The sequence below is a fragment of the Sphingopyxis sp. P8 genome, from assembly GCF_020622175.1.
Lineage (GTDB): Bacteria > Pseudomonadota > Alphaproteobacteria > Sphingomonadales > Sphingomonadaceae > Sphingopyxis > Sphingopyxis jiangsuensis.
On the sequence record NZ_JACNMK010000001.1, the window covers coordinates 827,435 to 843,040 of the forward strand.

Consider the following 15,606-nt stretch of genomic DNA (forward strand, 5'->3'; position numbering starts at 1 on the left):
GCCAAGCCGCGCGAGATAGCGATTATAGCGGGTGATGCGGCGGTTCATAATTCGCCTCTTAGCGCGCGACCCAGCAGACGAAAATAGGTCTGGTTTTGTGAGTTGTCATCAGTCTGCCATTCGGGATGCCACTGCACAGCGAGCAGCGGCGCGCCGTTGGGGCGAGCACTATAGGCTTCGACCAGCCCGTCGGCTGCGTGCGCCTCGACTGTCAATCCGTCGGCAAGCCGGCCGACTCCCTGGAAATGAACCGAGTTCACGTCGAGCGCCGTGTCGCCATAGGCGGTTGCAAGCAGCCCCCCCTCGACCAATTCGACGCGGTGCCGATGATCGAACATCGCGTCGAAATCGACGCCATCGGGCGCATGATGTGGCAAAAGGTCGCCGCTTGCCGACGTATCGCGGCGCAAGGTCCCGCCGAGCGCGACGTTGATCTCCTGAAAGCCGCGGCAGATGCCGAACAGCGGCCGCTGCGCCGAAATCACCGCATCGACCAGCTGCTGCATCATGCGGTCGCGGTCGGGATCGAACGGCCCCTCGCCCGCATCCGCCTCGCCATAGCGCGCAGGTTCGATGTTCGACGGCGTCCCGGTGAGCAGAACGCCGTCGAGCCGACCCACGATCTCGTCAGCATGCATCAACTCCGGGAGCGACGGGACGATCAGCGCCGCGCAATCGGCATAGCGCATCGCCGCTGTCGCATAGCGGTTGATAACCGTCTGCGCGACCTCGGTCCCGACCATGCGGTTGCAGGCGATGATGCCGAGGACGGGGCGTGTACTCATGCGCCCTAGCTGCCGATTTTCGCGGCCTTTCGCCAGCGGAATTTTTCAGCCGTACTGCCGCGCAAATGCCGCTGCCGCGCCGAACAGGCCGGGCTGCGGGTGGGTGATCAGCTTGACCGGGATTGCAGCCATGAAATTTTCGAACCGCCCCTTTGCGACAAAGCGTTCGGGAAAGCCGGACCGGACAAGCTGATCGCGAATCCGCAGGCCGAGACCGCCGGCAATCACCACGCCGCTCGCCCCCTGCGCGAGGGCGAGGTCGCCCGCGACGCTGCCCAGCGACAGGCAGAAACGGTCGATCGCCGCCGCGGCGAGACTGTCGCTCCCTTCCATCCCGCGCGTCCAGATTTCGCGGTCATCGAGCTGTTCGACCGCGCGGCCTTCCATGCTCGCAAGCGTCTCGTAAATATCGACAATTGCGGGCCCCGACACGACGCGCTCGACAGACACGCGGCGATGGCGTTTGCGCAGCCGGGCGAGGATCGCGTCTTCGATGATGTCGAGCGGCGCGAAATCGATATGCCCGCCCTCGGTCGCCTGCACCCGATAATCGTTGCCGTCGCGCCAGACATGCGCGACGCCAAGCCCGGTGCCGGGGCCTATGACGCTGATCGTCCCGCGCTCTGGAAACGGCTGGTCGGGACCCGCAAGATGTTCGAAATATTCGCTTCCCGCCTGCGCCGCGGCATGGCCCACCGCCTCGAAATCATTGACAAGTGTATAGTGGTCGACGCCGAGCTTCTCGCCGATCAGCGCGGGGCGAATGATCCAGGGGTTGTTGGTAAAGCGGATAATTTCGCCGCGCGTCGGCCCCGCGATGGCGATGGCGACGCTTTTCGGCAAACTACCGCCCTGCCGCTGCTCGAAATCCTGCCAGGCGGTCTGGAAACTCGCATGGTCGTCGGTGTGCAGCGTCGTCGCTTCGCCGAGCGAGACGCACCGACCGCCTGCAATTTCGGCAATGGCGAAGCGCGCATGGGTGCCGCCGATATCGACCGTGACGATCGGTTCGCTCATCCCTCTTCCCTTTCCTCGCCTCGCCAGGCGGCGGGCCATATATAGTCGCGTGTCCGAATAGCCCCCCGATGGCAAGGCGCATAGCTATGTGATGCGCGAGCGCGCCGCTGGTTCCGCTTCGTCGCCGTCGACCCCCAAAATGGCATCGCGCATCAACTCCGCCGCTTCCGCGCACCCAAGCATTTGCCCAAGCGTTCGCCATGTCGGAAAGGCGAGCGCAACCGCCAGCAGGGAACCGGCGCGCGGACCGAGAGTCTCGCTCATGATGGCCGCGGCAGCTTCGAACGATGGCGTCATGCGCAGCGCCGTAATCTGCTGGGTCAGTTCGTGATGTTCGGCATCGCGCAGGACGCAGCCGGCAAGCTGCTCGTTGCGCGCGAACCATTCGTATAAGCGCGTCAGTCCCGCCAGCACGCGCTCGCCGCCTGCGGGCACACCGCGCAACGCCTCCGGGTCGGGCAGCGGGTCGCGTGCGAGCGAAGTGCCCGAGCAGGCAAGGAACAAATCCCACTCGGTCGGAAAATGCGCATAATAGGTGTGCCGCTGCACACCCGCCCGCTCCGCGATCTGCGCCACAGTCGTTCGCGCGGGGCCAATGCTTCCGTGGAGGTCGATGGCCGCCTCGACGATTCGCTTTCGCGTCTCTTCGCGCGATTTGGCGCGCTTCCCCAGTCGATATGGACGACGCGATTCCTGGCATTTCGGCAGCTCATTTGACATGTCGTCATTTTAAATGCACACATATGTGTAGTCAATATTGTAAGGATCCGAGTCCATGACTGCCCAGACCACCGAAATTGCCGACGGCATCTTTCGCTTGTCGGTTTCCGTCCCCGAAATCGGCGCGCCCGAGGGTTTCACCTTCAACAGCTTCCTTGTCCTCGATGATGAACCTCTGCTCTTCCATGCCGGCCAGCGGGGGATGTTTCCGCTTTATTCCGACGCGGTGGCGCGCCTGATGCCTGTCGAGCGGCTGCGCTGGATCGGCTTCGGCCATATCGAGGCCGACGAATGCGGCGCGATGAACCTCTGGCTCGCCGCCGCTCCGCAAGCCCAGGTGGTACATGGCGAAACGGCTTGCTCGATTTCGCTCAACGATCTGGCCGACCGGCCCCCGCGCGCGCTCGCGGACGGCGAGGTCGTGACGACCGGTCGCCACCGCCTTCGCTATATCGACACGCCGCATGTTCCCCATTCGTGGGAATCGGGGGTGATGTTCGAGGAAACGACTGCGACGCTGCTTTGCGGCGACCTGTTCACCCAGTTCGGGCAACAGGCCGAAACGCGCGATGACATCGTCCCCGCCGCCATCGCCGCCGAAGACGCGTTCCATTCGACGAGTGTCGGCCCGGCCACCGCGCCGACGATCCGCCGCCTTGCCGGGCTTGCACCGCGCACGCTCGCATTGATGCACGGACCGACCTTTCACGGCGACGGCGCCGACGCGCTCGCACGCCTCGCCGATTATTTCGAAAGGTCGCTGCACGAGGCAGCCTGAACGACCGCTACGCGCCCGCCCGCACAGGGCGTGGCGCGCAGCCTATGGCGGGAACGAACCGTCGTCAAATTGCCAGAAAAAGGAAATGGCGCACCCGGAACGATTCGAACGTCCGACCCCCAGATTCGTAGTCTGGTGCTCTATCCAGCTGAGCTACGGGTGCGTGGAGAGGCGCCTTTAAGGCGCGAGGCGCAGGCGCGCAACCCCCTATTTCGGATTTGTGACGGGTGCGCAGGACGAGCGGCGGCGCGCCGCATCGAGCGCGCCGATTTCGCCGGGTTCACGAAGCAGCAGGCGAATCAACGCGATGCCGCTATCGTGCCCGACGCGCACGACTTCGGCGTCTGCAGGGACCTCCTGCCCCTCGCGCGCCACGACGATTCGATAAGGCTTTCCATCCGCCTCGACGTCGTTCCGAACGAAAACGACATCGGTGGCGGCGTCGAAGATGCTGAGCGAGCTGTAACGGTCCGGCACCGGAACGACGTCAATCGCGACCGGGCCTTCGCCAAGATCGAAGGGGCAGATCGAATAAGCCAGGTCGGGGCTGGGCCGCACGACCGGCTGGCGCGCGGGTGTCGCGAGATTGCCGTGCGTCATGCGGTTCATGCCGCCTTCGCCGACCCGGTCGATCGCCGCGCCCATCATTGCATAGGGGATTGCCGCAACGCCGGCCCAGGCAGCGATGACGGCGACCAGAAGGCCGAGCGCGAGCGGGTGCAGCCACGCACGCATCTCAACACTCCTCCCTGACGATGGTTGGAAGCTCCGCCGCGCGCGGATCGGCCCGGAAAGCCGAACCCGGATTGTACATGCGCAGCGTCAGGTGAAAGGGTTGCCCGGCCGCGCCCGGCAGCCACGCGCCCTCGGACGGTTTGTCCGGCGATATTGTCACGCGCCACCGGCCGTCGTCGTCGCTTGCCACGTTTGCACCGTTGACCGACCATATCCGCGCGTCATTGTCGACGAGATAGCCGTCGGTGTCATAGAGGGTGACGCTCCACCAGCGCGCATCGAGTTGGGGACCCGAAAGGCGGTAGCGGCAATTGCCGTCGAGCGGGGCGCCCGTGCTGTCGGTGCGCGCCATCCAATAGACGGTCTCTTTCGCCGGGAGCGCGAGCAAGCCTGCGCGCGCGACCGCGGCGCGGGTCAGCGGATCGGTCGCCTTCGTCCCATAGCCAAGTGAGGTCGACCACACCCCGTTTGTGATCGAGCCACCGCGAAGCCCTCCGCCGGTGACAGCCCATGCCGCGCCGAGACCAAGCAGAAGTCCACCCGAAATCGCGATTGCAAAGCGGTGCCAACGCTGCATGCGGCCTCCCCTCTCTTCGCCCCTGCGGCGCGCGGGCGGCTACGCCTTCAGCGCCGCCTGCGCCGCCGCGAGCCGCGCGATGGGCACACGGTACGGCGAGGCGCTGACATAGTCGAGACCCGTCTGCTCGCAGAAGCGGATACTCGGCGCATCGCCGCCATGTTCGCCACAGATGCCGAGCTTGATGCCGTCGCGCGTGCCGCGTCCCCGCTCGGCAGCGATCTCGATCAGCTGGCCGACGCCCTCGACATCAAGGCTGACGAAAGGATCGGTGACGAAAATCCCCTTGTCGACATATTGCGTCAGGAAGCGCCCGGCATCGTCGCGGCTGATGCCGATCGTCGTCTGGGTGAGGTCGTTGGTCCCAAAGCTGAAGAATTCGGCCGACTTTGCAATCTCGCCAGCCATCAGCGCGGCGCGCGGCAGTTCGATCATCGTGCCGACGAGATAGTCGATCTCGCGCCCCTTTTCGGCAAAGACCGCCTTCGCTGCCTTGTCGACGACCGCCTTCATCAGGTCGAATTCGCGGCGCGTGGCAACGAGCGGGATCATCACCTCGGGGATCGGCGCCGCGCCGGATTCCGCGGCGACATCGCACGCCGCCTCGAAGATTGCGCGTGCCTGCATCTCATAGATTTCGGGATAGGTGACGCCGAGGCGGCACCCGCGATGGCCGAGCATCGGGTTGAATTCGTGAAGCTCGTTCGCACGCGCCTTGAGCGCCTCTATCCCGACGCCGGCAGCGTTGGCGACGTCGGCAAAATCTTCCTCGCGGGTCGGCAGGAATTCGTGAAGCGGCGGGTCGAGCAGGCGGATCGTCACCGGCAGCCCCGCCATCACGCGGAAGATAGCGGCAAAGTCGCCGCGCTGCTCGGGGAGCAATTTGGCGAGCGCGGCGCGGCGTCCCGCCTCATTTTCGGCGAGAATCATTTCGCGCACCGCGGTGATGCGCGCGGCGTCGAAAAACATATGCTCGGTACGGCAGAGACCGATGCCCTCGGCACCGAAATCGCGCGCGACCTGCGCATCCTGCGGCGTTTCGGCATTGGTGCGCACTTTCATCCGGCGCACCTTGTCGGCCCAGACCATCAGTGTCCCAAAGTCGCCGACAAGCTCGGGTTGCAGCGTCGGCACCTCGCCCGCCATCACTTCGCCGGTCGATCCGTCGAGCGTGATGACATCACCTTCCTTGAGTTCGCGCCCCGCAACGCGCAGCACGCGCGCCGCGCCGTCGATGCTGAGCCCGCCCGCACCCGAGACGCACGGACGCCCCATGCCGCGTGCCACGACCGCCGCGTGGCTCGTCATTCCGCCGCGCGCGGTCAAAATCCCCTTCGCCGCGTGCATGCCGTGAATATCCTCGGGACTTGTCTCGACGCGGACGAGGATCACCGCCTCGCCCATTCCTGCACATTTTTCGGCGCTGTCGGCGTCGAACATGATCTTGCCCGACGCGGCACCGGGGCTCGCGGGCAGCCCCTTTGTGAGAACGTCGCGCGGCGCATCGGGGTCGAGCGTCGGGTGGAGCAGTTGGTCGAGCGCGCCGGGATCGACGCGGCTCACCGCTTCCTCTTCGGTAATCAGCCCTTCCGCCGCCATGTCGACCGCGATCTTGAGCGCCGCCTTGGCCGTGCGCTTGCCGCTACGCGTCTGGAGCATCCACAGCTTGCCGCGCTCGACGGTAAACTCGATGTCCTGCATGTCGCGATAATGCGTCTCGAGCGTATCGAAGACGCGGCCAAGCTCGGCAAAGGTTTCGGGCATCGCCTCTTCCATGCTCAGCGGCTTGGCGCCGGCCTTTTCGCGTGCGACCTTCGTCAGATATTGCGGTGTACGGATGCCTGCGACGACGTCTTCGCCCTGCGCGTTGATCAGCCATTCGCCGTACCAGGCGCGCTCGCCCGTCGCGGGGTCGCGCGTGAAGGCCACACCCGTCGCCGACGTGTCGCCCATATTGCCGAACACCATCGCCTGCACATTGACCGCGGTGCCCCATTCGCCGGGGATGCCGTTGAGGCGGCGATAGACTTTGGCGCGCTCGCTTTCCCAGCTCGCAAAGACGGCGCCGATCGCGCCCCACAGCTGGTCCTTCGGCTGCTGCGGGAAAGCTGCGCCGGTCTCGCGCTCGACGATGGCCTGATATTGTTTGACGAGAGCCTGCCAATCCTCGGCCGCCATCTCGGTATCGAGAAAGAAGCCCTTGTCTTCCTTTGCGATTTCCAGCGCCTCTTCGAATTCGGCATGGTCGAGCCCCATGACGACGTCGGCGTACATCTGGATGAAGCGGCGATAGCTGTCCCACGCAAAGCGCGGGTCCCCCGACGCTTCAGCCAGCCCCGTGACGGTCGTGTCGTTGAGGCCGAGGTTGAGCACCGTGTCCATCATCCCCGGCATCGACACGCGCGCGCCCGAACGGACCGAGACGAGGAGCGGGTTCGCGGCATCGCCGAACGCCTTGCCGGTGAGTGCCTCGATATGCGCGATTCCTGCGGCGACTTCGTCGGCAAGCCCCGCGGGATATTGCTCGTCATTGTCGTAATAGGCGGTGCAGACTTCGGTGGTGATCGTAAATCCGGGGGGCACCGGCAGGCCGATGGAAGCCATTTCGGCAAGGTTCGCGCCCTTGCCACCAAGCAATTCCTTCGATCGCTCGGCCGTCGTGGCCGTTCCGCCGAATAAATGCACCATATTCGTCATGTCTTGCTCCTGCTGCCCCGGGGAGGAGGTTGCGGCTGGGTAGCTATGCAATGCGCGTCGGTCGATTCAGTTTTGCTTCTTTCGTTATAAGCTACCCGGCATCCCAAACCCGTTCGCATCGAGCGAAGCCGGGATGCCCATCGTTCATCCTCGCCTTCCCGCTGTCTCGACTAGGCTCGACACGAACGGGAATTGGAACCCGGCTCTATCCCTCGATCTTCGAGAAATCGGCGACGCCATGCACCGCAGCGGTGAAGCGCGCGAGCAGGCCGAGGCGATAGGCGCGCACCGCCGCGTCGGGGTCGTTGACCATCACGCCCTCGAAAAAGGCATCGATCGGCGCGCGGAGCGAGGCGAGCGCGGACATCGCATCGGTAAAGTGTTCTTCTTCGACAGCGTTGCGCGCAGCCGGTTCGGCGGTGCCAAGGGCGGTAAGGAGGGCCCGATCCACATCCGTCATGCGCTCCGGCGAAAGCCGGAGCCCAGGAGTGTCTTGCTCCAACGCCTGCGCTGCCCCGCCCTGGGTTCCGGCTTCCGCCGGAACACTGGCCTGCTTCAATATATTCGCCGCACGCTTGTAGCCCGCGAGCAGATTGGCGCCGTCGTCGGTCGCCATAAACGCCTGCAATGCCTTCACCCGCGCGAGCAGGCGAACAAGATCATCCTCGCCCCCGAGCGCGAAAACCGCGTCGATCAGGTCGTGGCGGACACCGGCTTCGCGCTGCTGGACCTTGAGGCGATCGACTACAAAAGCAACAAGGCTATCAACAATTTTAATGATGGCGTCATGCGCCTCATTCACGTGCGCTTGCTGGCGCGCTGACTCGATCGTCCGTGCGTACGCATAGTTTTGGCTCGTCAGTTCTACGCCATAAAGGTCACGAATGACCCTATACGCGTTCAACCGTTCAACAGCTGCCGCCGTTCGCTGTGCTTCTTCTTGATGCGGGAAGAAGAACCATGCGTGCTGATAAACGATGAAACCAAGCGACGAACGCACGTCGGCGCCAACCAATTGAGAAACGATACCTAGCGCTGCTCGACGCAGGGCGAAGGGATCTTTCGAACCCGTTGGCAGCATTCCATATGTGAAGAAGCCAATTAGGGTATCCAATTTGTCAGCCAAGCTGACCGCCACCGTCACCGGCGCGGTCGGCACGTCATCGCCCTGCCCGACCGGCTTATAATGATCGCGGATCGCGTCGGCGACCGCATCGGGCAAGCCTTCGGCGCGGGCGTAATAGCCGCCCATCAGACCCTGCAATTCGGGGAACTCGCCGACCATTTCGGTGACGAGGTCGGCCTTGCACAGCTGCGCCGCGAGTTCGGCTTGATTGGCTAATTCTTCCGTGTTCCCCGGCGAAGGCCGGGGTCCAGGGCTTCCTGAAGCTAACGCTTGCTCTGTGCCGCTCTGGACCCCGGCTTTCGCCGGGGTGCGGTCGGTGACTATGCCCTCCTCGACCAACCACCGCGCCAGCTCCGCAACCCGCTCGACCTTGTCCGCAACCGTCCCCAGCTTCTCGTGGAACGTGATCCGGTCCAGCTTCTTCGCATGGTCTTCTAGCTTGGTCTTGCGGTCCTGCTCCCAAAAGAAGCGCGCGTCCGAAAGCCGCGCCGCGAGCACCTTTTCATTGCCCGCGACGATCGCCGTGCCGCCGTCAGTCGCGTCGATGTTCGCGGTGCAGACAAAGCCGTTGGCGAGCTTGCCCGCGCCGTCCTGAACGACGAAATATTTCTGGTTCACGCGCGCCGTCAGCTGGATGACCTCGGGCGGCACCTCAAGGAAAGCCTCGTCGAAGCGGCCGAGCAAGGGCACCGGCCATTCGGTGAGGCCGGCATTCTCGATCACCAGCCCCTCGTCCTCAATCAAGGCCAGCCCAGCGTCGAGCGCGGCCTTGGCAGCGCCCGTCCGGATGATCGCCGCGCGCTCTTCATGGTCGACAATGACGTGGCACGCGCGCAGCTTTTCGGCATAGTCCGACGCCGAGCCGATGGTGATTTCGCCGGGGCAATGAAAACGGTGGCCGCGCGTTGCGAAACCCGCGGAAATCCCGCTAACTTCACACGGAATCAAGTCTTCGCCAAAGATCGCGACGATACCCGACAGCGGGCGCACCCAGCGCAGGCTTTCGCTGCTCGCGCTGTCCTTGCCCCAGCGCATCGACTTCGGCCAGGCAAAGGCGCGGATGATCGCAGGGATCGCCTCGGCCAGAACGTCGGCGGTCGCGCGGCCGGGCTTGTCGATCACCGCGAACCATATGCCGTCGCGGTCCTCAAGCTGCTCCTGTGTCAGACCGGTCTTGCGGAGGAAGCCTTCGAGCGCCTGCGGCGGCGCACTGGTACGCGGACCCTTGAGTTCTTCGCTGACCGCCGCAGTCGCCTCCGGCAAGTCGCGTGCGATGAGCGCGAGGCGGCGCGGGGTCGACCAGATGGTGAGCTCGCCGAAGTCGATGCCCGCAGCGGCCATCTGGGCGCGGAACAATTTGTCGAGCTCGGCGCGCGCGCCCGCCTGCATCCGCGCGGGGATTTCCTCGGAGCGCAGTTCGAGAAGGAAGTCGGTCATCAAAAATCCTCCCCGTTTCGGGGAGGATTTTGGTAGGTCGCCATCATAGCGTCCACCCCGGATATTTCGCGGTCCACCGCTCCGACTGGCTGTCGATCCACGCTTTGCAGCTCCCTTTCGCGAGGTCGCGGACGCGCGCCATATAGTTGGCGCGTTCCTGCACGCTGATCACGCCGCGCGCTTGGAGCAGGTTGAAGAGGTGGCTCGCCTCGATCGCCTGGTCATAGGCCGCGAGCGGCACGCCCGCGTCGATCGCGCGCTGGCATTCGGCTTCGGCCGCCTTGAAGCCCGCAAACAGGCTGTCAGTGTCGGCGACCTCGAAATTCCATTTCGAGAATTGCCGTTCGTTTTCAAGGAAGACGTCGCCATAGCTGACACCCGGCACGTCCCCGACGGGGTCGGAGAAACGCAGGTCGTACACATTGTCGACGCCCTGGATATACATGGCGAGCCGTTCGAGCCCATAGGTCAGCTCGCCCGCGACGGGCTTGCAGTCGAAGCCGCCCATCTGCTGGAAATAAGTGAACTGGGTGACTTCCATCCCGTCGCACCAGACTTCCCAGCCCAGCCCCCACGCGCCGAGCGTCGGCGATTCCCAATCATCCTCGACAAAGCGGATGTCGTGGAGCAGCGGGTCGATGCCGATCGCCGCCAGCGACCCCAGATATTGCTCCTGCAGGTCTGCGGGCGACGGTTTCAGGATCACCTGATACTGGTAATAATGCTGCAGCCGGTTCGGATTCTCGCCATAGCGGCCATCGGTCGGCCGGCGGCTCGGCTGGACATAGGCGACGTTCCACGGCTCGGGACCCAGGCTGCGCAGGGTCGTCGCGGGGTGAAATGTCCCTGCACCGACGCGCATGTCATAGGGCTGCAGGATGGCACAGCCGCGCGCGCCCCAATAGGCGTGCAGCGTCAGGATCATGTCCTGGAAGCTCAAGGGTGTCTTTTCCGCCGCGCCGGCCACGCTCATGCCTTCTTTCGCAGGTGCAACAAGTGCCGCAGCCCTTGGCGCAGCGGCGCGCGCCGGTCAAGGGCGGGGGCAAGGCGCCGCGGCGGGACGGCGAGGACAATGCCTGCAAACCGTCAATATTTGCCCTCCCCTTTTCGCGCCGCCCGCCCTAAGCCTTGGGCAAATCGACGAAAGGCTTTGCAATGACCAAATGGTTCAAGAAACTCGTCCTCACCTGCGCGCTGATCCCGCTCGGGCAATGCACCCTGCTCCACTTTGGCTCGCAGATTGCGCATGCTGCCGAAGCGGCCGCGACGGTCGACGCTGACCCCGCCCTGTGGGTTGTCAGGGACGAGGACACGACCATTTACCTGTTCGGGACCGTCCATGTGCTGAAACCGGGGTTCAGCTGGTTCGACGAAGCGGTGAAGGAGGCGTTCGACAAATCCGACACGTTGATGCTCGAAATGGTGCTGCCCGAGGACCAGACCGCCATCCAGCAAACGATGATTCCGCTCGCCGTCGACCAGAGCGGCACCGCGCTGTCGTCGCGGCTCGATAACGAACAGCGCGCGGCCTATCATGCGGCAATGGACAAAGTCGGACTGCCGGTTGCGCAGTTCGATATCTTTGAACCCTGGTTCGCCGCGGTCACCCTGTCGGTCGCCCCGCTCGCCAAGCTGGGATACGACCCCGAACAGGGAGCCGAAAAACAGCTTACGCGCTTCGCCAAAAGCGCGGGCAAGCCGATTGCGGGGTTCGAGGATCTGAAGGAACAGCTCGGTTTTCTCGACGCGCTGCCGGCCGATGCCCAGCTTTCCTATCTCAACTCGGTTGTGCGTGATATCGACAAAATGGGTTCAATGCTCGACGCGTTGGTCGTGGAATGGGCCGCGGGCAAACCCGAAGCGCTTGCCGAACTGATGAACGAAAGCCTGGCGGAAACGCCGGAAGTCGCCGATGCGCTGCTTTATGCCCGCAATGCGCGCTGGGCCGATCGGATCAAGGCCCGCATGGACGAACCCGGCACGGTTTTCGTCGCGGTCGGCGCCGGGCATCTCGCCGGAGACCGCAGCGTCCAGAAGAAACTCGCCGACCGCGGGCTGGTCGCCGAACGGGTCGACTATTGATCGGTAGCGGTCGCCCCCGGTCACTGCACGGCCGCCGCCGCGTTACAGCGATCCTGCTGCCCTTGCTGCTGGCCGCGTGCGGAACACGAGAGCCGGGGCCGACCGCGACACCCGCATTGTGGCTCGTCGCCGACGAAGACACGCAAATCTATTTGCTTGGCACGATGCACGCCCTTCCGCGGGGGACCGATTGGAGGGGAGGAAAGGTCGACACGGCAATCGCCAACGCCGACGAGCTGGTCCTCGAACTGTCACCGGGAGAGGCCGCGCAGGCCGGATCGGTCTTTCGCGCCCTCGCCCCGCGCAAGGCACCTCTCGCGATGCACGAGCGCCTTCCTCCGGCCGCGCTCGCCGGCTATCGCGCACTCGAAGCGAGCGGCGATCCGTTCGGCGGCGATGCGCTCGACGATTGGGCCGTACTGGTGTTGATGGGCCAGCGCGCCGCGCGCAATGCGGCGTTGTCGTCGTCAGACGGAGTCGAAACCGGACTCACCGCGATGTTCGAGGCTGCGGGCAAACCGATTTCCGGTTTCGAAACGGCGCGCGCACAACTTTATCTTTTCGAAACGCTCGACCCGGCGACGCAGCGGACACTGCTGGTCAACGCGGCATCGGACGCGAAGGATGCCGTGAACGACGTTCGCAAGCTGACCGCCGCCTGGTCGCGCGCCGACGTTGCCGCGCTGGAGGCGATCGTAAACGACGACATCGACGCGGTGCCGGACGCGCGCAAAGCGATCATCACCGACCGGAATCAAGCGTGGAGCGCTAGGATCAAACGGCGTCTCGACCGGCCGGGCACCGTGTTGGTCGCGGTGGGCGCCGGACATATGGTCGGCACCGACGGCCTGCCAGCATTGATGGAAGCCGCCGGGTTCGACGTGCGCCGGGTGCAATAGGGCGGTGAGACCGCGCCCTATGCGTCCACCAGCGCGTGGAACTCCGCTTCGGCGAGGAAGCGTTCGGCGTCGAGCGCGGCCATGCAGCCCATGCCGGCGGCGGTCACGGCCTGGCGATAGACCTTGTCCGACACGTCACCAGCCGCGAACACGCCGGGCACTGCCGTCAACGACGTGCCCGGCGTCACCTGCAGATAGCCGTCGTCATCGAGCGGCAGCTTGCCCTTGAACAATTCGGTCGCCGGGCTGTGGCCGATAGCGACAAAACCGCCGTCGGTCGGCTCGTGGCTTGCCTCGCCCGTCACCGTGTCGACCAGGTCGACGCCGACGAGTCCCGAAACGCCCTCGCCCGCGACGAAGCGTTCGACGCGCTTGTTCCACAGCATCTTGATCTTGGGGTTGGCAAACAGCCGGTCCTGGAGGATCTTTTCGGCGCGCAGCGAATCGCGACGATGGATCAGCGTCACGTCGTCGCTGTGGTTCGTGAGGTACAGCGCCTCTTCGACCGCGGTGTTGCCGCCGCCGATCACCACGACCTTCTTGCCGCGATAAAAGAATCCGTCGCACGTCGCGCACGCCGACACGCCCTTGCCGCCCAGTTCCTGCTCGCCTTCCACGCCCAGCCACTTCGCCTGCGCGCCCGTCGCGATCACCAGCGTTTCCGCCATATAGACATCGCCGCCGTCGCCGGTCAGTTTGAACGGCCGCTGCGTCAGATCGACGTCAACGATCGTGTCCCAGATCATGCTCGTCCCGACATGCACCGCCTGCGCGGTCATCTGTTCCATCAGCCACGGCCCCTGGATCACGTCGGCAAAGCCCGGATAGTTTTCGACGTCGGTCGTGATCGTCAGCTGCCCGCCGGGCTGAAGCCCCTGCACGACGATCGGCTGCATCCCCGCACGCGCGCCGTAAATGGCGGCCGAAAGCCCCGCGGGGCCGGAACCGAGGATCAGCATCTTGGTGTGGTGGGTCGTGGGCATGATCGTCCTTCGCAAGCGTGGGTGCGCCTAAATGGGTGTTGCCAAGCGCGCTAGCAAGGGACAGGCTGCGCGCCAAGGGCGATGGTCAATCCAGATCGGGAACAGGTTCGATGCGGGACTTCGCGTCGGCTATCAGCGGCAACGGGTCGACGGCACGATAACCCTTGGTGGCGCCCGCAAAATGCGTCAGCCAGTAATTATGCCCCGCGCCGAAGATGACGAGGATGCGCTCGCCGGGTTTCGCCACAGCCATCAACTTTGCAAAGATTTTCGCGTTGCGCATGTACCAATAGGCGTTGAGCTCGGCGCCCGGCTGCATCGTACCGTCGCCAAGCGGCAGCACCTCATAATAGAAGTTACCGATCGCATAGACCGCCGGATCGTTATGCGCCGCGAGCGCATCAAGGATATTGTCGGTTGCAATCCCGCCCGCCAGCCGCTGCGTGTGTGCAACAATCTCGGCAAGTTTCGCGCTTTCGGCATTCGCTTCGGCATAGGCGGCGACGCGACCGAACGGGAAATAATCGGGTTCGCCCTCGGCAGGCTGCTCGTCGATGCCGTAAACGACGCGATGCCCCAACCGGTGCGCGAGGCGGAACCCGATCTGGTAATGTTCGTTGCGCTCGCGTTTCAGTTGCGCGAGATCGAACGACGTATAGCGGGCCCAATGGAAATCGGGGCCGTCGGCCTGCGCTTCCAGCATGATGCGGTCGGGCTTCCACTCCGCGAGCGCGTCAGCCAGTGCCTCGAGCTGACGCTGCCGTGCCGGCGCAAGCACGTCCGCTGCTTCTACATTGATGACGTCGAGCCCGGGGTTGGCGAAATGGTAGGTCCCAAGCACCATGACCTCGATAGATTGGTCCTCTGCGGCATGCGCAGACGCGCCCGTCGCGACGGACAGAAGGCCAGCCAGCATTGAAGTGAAGATTGCGCGAAAGCGCATGGTCAATTCCTGATGCTGCAATCTGTAGCCACCCTAATACAGCTTCGGCGAACGCGACAGAACTATAATGTGGATATCGCAGGGCTATCGATCCTCGCCCTTCTCCCCGACCTCGACCAGCCCATGGCCGACGCTGACGCGCTCGTCGAAGACGAAGCAGCTGCCGTGCCAGCGGCTCTCGGTTTCCGGCACCTGTTCGAGATAGGCGAGGATACCGCCCTTCAGGTGGACGACATCGTCGACGCCTTCGCTTTTCAGGAAGGCGGTCGACTTTTCGCAGCGGATGCCGCCGGTGCAGAACATCGCGATACGCTTGCCCGCAAATTGGTCGGCATTGGCGCGCCACCAGCCGGGGAAGTCGCCAAAGCTTTTCGTGTGCGGGTTCACCGCGCCGTCGAAGCTGCCATATCCGACCTCGAAATCGTTGCGCGTGTCGATGACGACGGTGTCGGGGTCGTCGACCACCGCGTTCCACTCGGCGGGCGCGACATAGGCGCCGACCTCGCGCGCGGGGTCGACGCCCGGCACCTTCATCGTCACGATTTCCTTCTTCAGCCGCACCTTCATCCGGCCAAAGGGCATCGCGGCCGCGGCCGAATATTTGACGTCGAGGTCGGCGCATCCGGGGAGCGCGCGGATATGGTCGACCACCGCCGCGACCCCTTCACCCGTCCCCGCGATCGTCCCGTTCACCCCTTCGCGCGCGAGGAGCAGCGTGCCTTTGATCCCCCGCTCCTCGCAAAGCGCGAGTAGCGGCGCGCGCAGCGCGGCAGGGTCGTCGAACGGCGCAAAGCGATAGAGGGCGGCAACGGTGAAGCTCATGGTGC

The 15,606-nt window shown here is 64.6% G+C and carries 14 protein-coding genes and 1 tRNA gene; 3 read left to right on the forward strand and 12 right to left on the reverse strand.

Annotation, left to right across the window (positions count from 1 at the left end; all coding sequences use genetic code 11):
* Nucleotides 1-44: 44 nt before the first annotated feature.
* From H7692_RS04110 to H7692_RS04120, 3 genes are all read right to left on the reverse strand, one after another.
* The gene (locus tag H7692_RS04110) at nt 45-785 is read right to left on the reverse strand and encodes a gamma-glutamyl-gamma-aminobutyrate hydrolase family protein (RefSeq protein WP_201926068.1); all 741 of its coding nucleotides are present in this window, start codon (nt 783-785) and stop codon (nt 45-47) included.
* Nucleotides 786-830: 45 nt separating this feature from the next.
* Nucleotides 831-1,802 (reverse strand): glucokinase, encoded by a 972-nt coding sequence (gene glk / locus H7692_RS04115; protein WP_201926070.1) that lies wholly within the window; start codon nt 1,800-1,802, stop codon nt 831-833.
* An 84-nt stretch (nt 1,803-1,886) separates the two neighbouring features.
* The gene (locus H7692_RS04120; RefSeq protein ID WP_201926073.1) at nt 1,887-2,522 is read right to left on the reverse strand and encodes a TetR/AcrR family transcriptional regulator; all 636 of its coding nucleotides are present in this window, start codon (nt 2,520-2,522) and stop codon (nt 1,887-1,889) included.
* 55 nt (nt 2,523-2,577) lie between these two features.
* Here H7692_RS04120 and H7692_RS04125 point away from each other — a divergent pair, with 55 nt between their 5' ends.
* Complete coding sequence (locus tag H7692_RS04125) at nt 2,578-3,300, forward strand: MBL fold metallo-hydrolase (protein ID WP_201926075.1); 723 nt, start codon at nt 2,578-2,580, stop codon at nt 3,298-3,300.
* 86 nt (nt 3,301-3,386) lie between these two features.
* On the opposite strand, the gene H7692_RS04130 is transcribed toward H7692_RS04125, so the two are convergent.
* The 6 genes from H7692_RS04130 to H7692_RS04155 all read right to left on the reverse strand — a co-directional run bounded on the left by H7692_RS04130 (nt 3,387) and on the right by H7692_RS04155 (nt 10,845).
* Nucleotides 3,387-3,463: transfer RNA gene (locus H7692_RS04130), tRNA-Arg, on the reverse strand.
* Nucleotides 3,464-3,507: 44 nt separating this feature from the next.
* Nucleotides 3,508-4,035 (reverse strand): DUF1254 domain-containing protein, encoded by a 528-nt coding sequence (locus tag H7692_RS04135; protein WP_201926077.1) that lies wholly within the window; start codon nt 4,033-4,035, stop codon nt 3,508-3,510.
* A gap of 1 nt (nt 4,036) precedes the next feature.
* A complete protein-coding gene (locus H7692_RS04140; protein ID WP_201926079.1) occupies nt 4,037-4,612 on the reverse strand; it encodes a DUF1214 domain-containing protein in 576 nt (191 codons plus the stop codon).
* A 39-nt stretch (nt 4,613-4,651) separates the two neighbouring features.
* Complete coding sequence (ppdK, locus tag H7692_RS04145) at nt 4,652-7,309, reverse strand: pyruvate, phosphate dikinase (RefSeq protein ID WP_227339814.1); 2,658 nt, start codon at nt 7,307-7,309, stop codon at nt 4,652-4,654.
* Between the two features lie 205 nt (nt 7,310-7,514).
* Nucleotides 7,515-9,872: a glycine--tRNA ligase subunit beta gene (gene glyS, locus H7692_RS04150; RefSeq protein WP_222135854.1), complete on the reverse strand. Its 2,358-nt coding sequence runs from the start codon at nt 9,870-9,872 to the stop codon at nt 7,515-7,517.
* 43 nt (nt 9,873-9,915) lie between these two features.
* Complete coding sequence (locus H7692_RS04155) at nt 9,916-10,845, reverse strand: glycine--tRNA ligase subunit alpha (protein ID WP_227339815.1); 930 nt, start codon at nt 10,843-10,845, stop codon at nt 9,916-9,918.
* A 155-nt stretch (nt 10,846-11,000) separates the two neighbouring features.
* Between H7692_RS04155 and H7692_RS04160 the strand changes: the two genes are divergently transcribed.
* Entirely contained in the window at nt 11,001-11,954 is a 954-nt protein-coding gene (locus H7692_RS04160) for a TraB/GumN family protein (protein ID WP_227339816.1), read from the forward strand.
* Entirely contained in the window at nt 11,951-12,853 is a 903-nt protein-coding gene (locus H7692_RS04165; protein ID WP_227339817.1) for a TraB/GumN family protein, read from the forward strand. The genes H7692_RS04160 and H7692_RS04165 overlap by 4 nt, the downstream gene beginning before the upstream one ends.
* Before the next feature lie 17 nt (nt 12,854-12,870).
* Here the strand turns inward: H7692_RS04165 and trxB are convergent, their stop codons facing one another.
* From trxB to H7692_RS04180, 3 genes are all read right to left on the reverse strand, one after another.
* A complete protein-coding gene (trxB, locus tag H7692_RS04170; RefSeq protein WP_201926089.1) occupies nt 12,871-13,836 on the reverse strand; it encodes a thioredoxin-disulfide reductase in 966 nt (321 codons plus the stop codon).
* 85 nt (nt 13,837-13,921) lie between these two features.
* Nucleotides 13,922-14,779 (reverse strand): DUF5694 domain-containing protein, encoded by an 858-nt coding sequence (locus H7692_RS04175; protein ID WP_222135851.1) that lies wholly within the window; start codon nt 14,777-14,779, stop codon nt 13,922-13,924.
* Between the two features lie 84 nt (nt 14,780-14,863).
* Nucleotides 14,864-15,601, reverse strand: a complete 738-nt coding sequence (locus H7692_RS04180) for a rhodanese-related sulfurtransferase (RefSeq protein WP_227339818.1) — start codon at nt 15,599-15,601, stop codon at nt 14,864-14,866.
* Between the last annotated feature and the right edge of the window lie 5 nt (nt 15,602-15,606).

Excerpts from the sequence above, each read along its gene's own strand:
- H7692_RS04180 (WP_227339818.1), bottom strand. The coding sequence starts at position 15,601 with ATGAGCTTCACCGTTGCCGCCCTCTATCGCTTTGCGCCGTTCGACGAC.
- H7692_RS04120 (WP_201926073.1), bottom strand. The coding sequence starts at position 2,522 with ATGTCAAATGAGCTGCCGAAATGCCAGGAATCGCGTCGTCCATATCGA.
- H7692_RS04125 (WP_201926075.1), top strand. The coding sequence starts at position 2,578 with ATGACTGCCCAGACCACCGAAATTGCCGACGGCATCTTTCGCTTGTCG.
- trxB (WP_201926089.1), bottom strand. The coding sequence starts at position 13,836 with ATGCCCACGACCCACCACACCAAGATGCTGATCCTCGGTTCCGGCCCC.
- H7692_RS04140 (WP_201926079.1), bottom strand. The coding sequence starts at position 4,612 with ATGCAGCGTTGGCACCGCTTTGCAATCGCGATTTCGGGTGGACTTCTG.
- glk (WP_201926070.1), bottom strand. The coding sequence starts at position 1,802 with ATGAGCGAACCGATCGTCACGGTCGATATCGGCGGCACCCATGCGCGC.
- ppdK (WP_227339814.1), bottom strand. The coding sequence starts at position 7,309 with ATGACGAATATGGTGCATTTATTCGGCGGAACGGCCACGACGGCCGAG.
- H7692_RS04135 (WP_201926077.1), bottom strand. The coding sequence starts at position 4,035 with ATGCGTGCGTGGCTGCACCCGCTCGCGCTCGGCCTTCTGGTCGCCGTC.
- glyS (WP_222135854.1), bottom strand. The coding sequence starts at position 9,872 with ATGACCGACTTCCTTCTCGAACTGCGCTCCGAGGAAATCCCCGCGCGG.
- H7692_RS04110 (WP_201926068.1), bottom strand. The coding sequence starts at position 785 with ATGAGTACACGCCCCGTCCTCGGCATCATCGCCTGCAACCGCATGGTC.
- H7692_RS04175 (WP_222135851.1), bottom strand. The coding sequence starts at position 14,779 with ATGCGCTTTCGCGCAATCTTCACTTCAATGCTGGCTGGCCTTCTGTCC.
- H7692_RS04155 (WP_227339815.1), bottom strand. The coding sequence starts at position 10,845 with ATGAGCGTGGCCGGCGCGGCGGAAAAGACACCCTTGAGCTTCCAGGAC.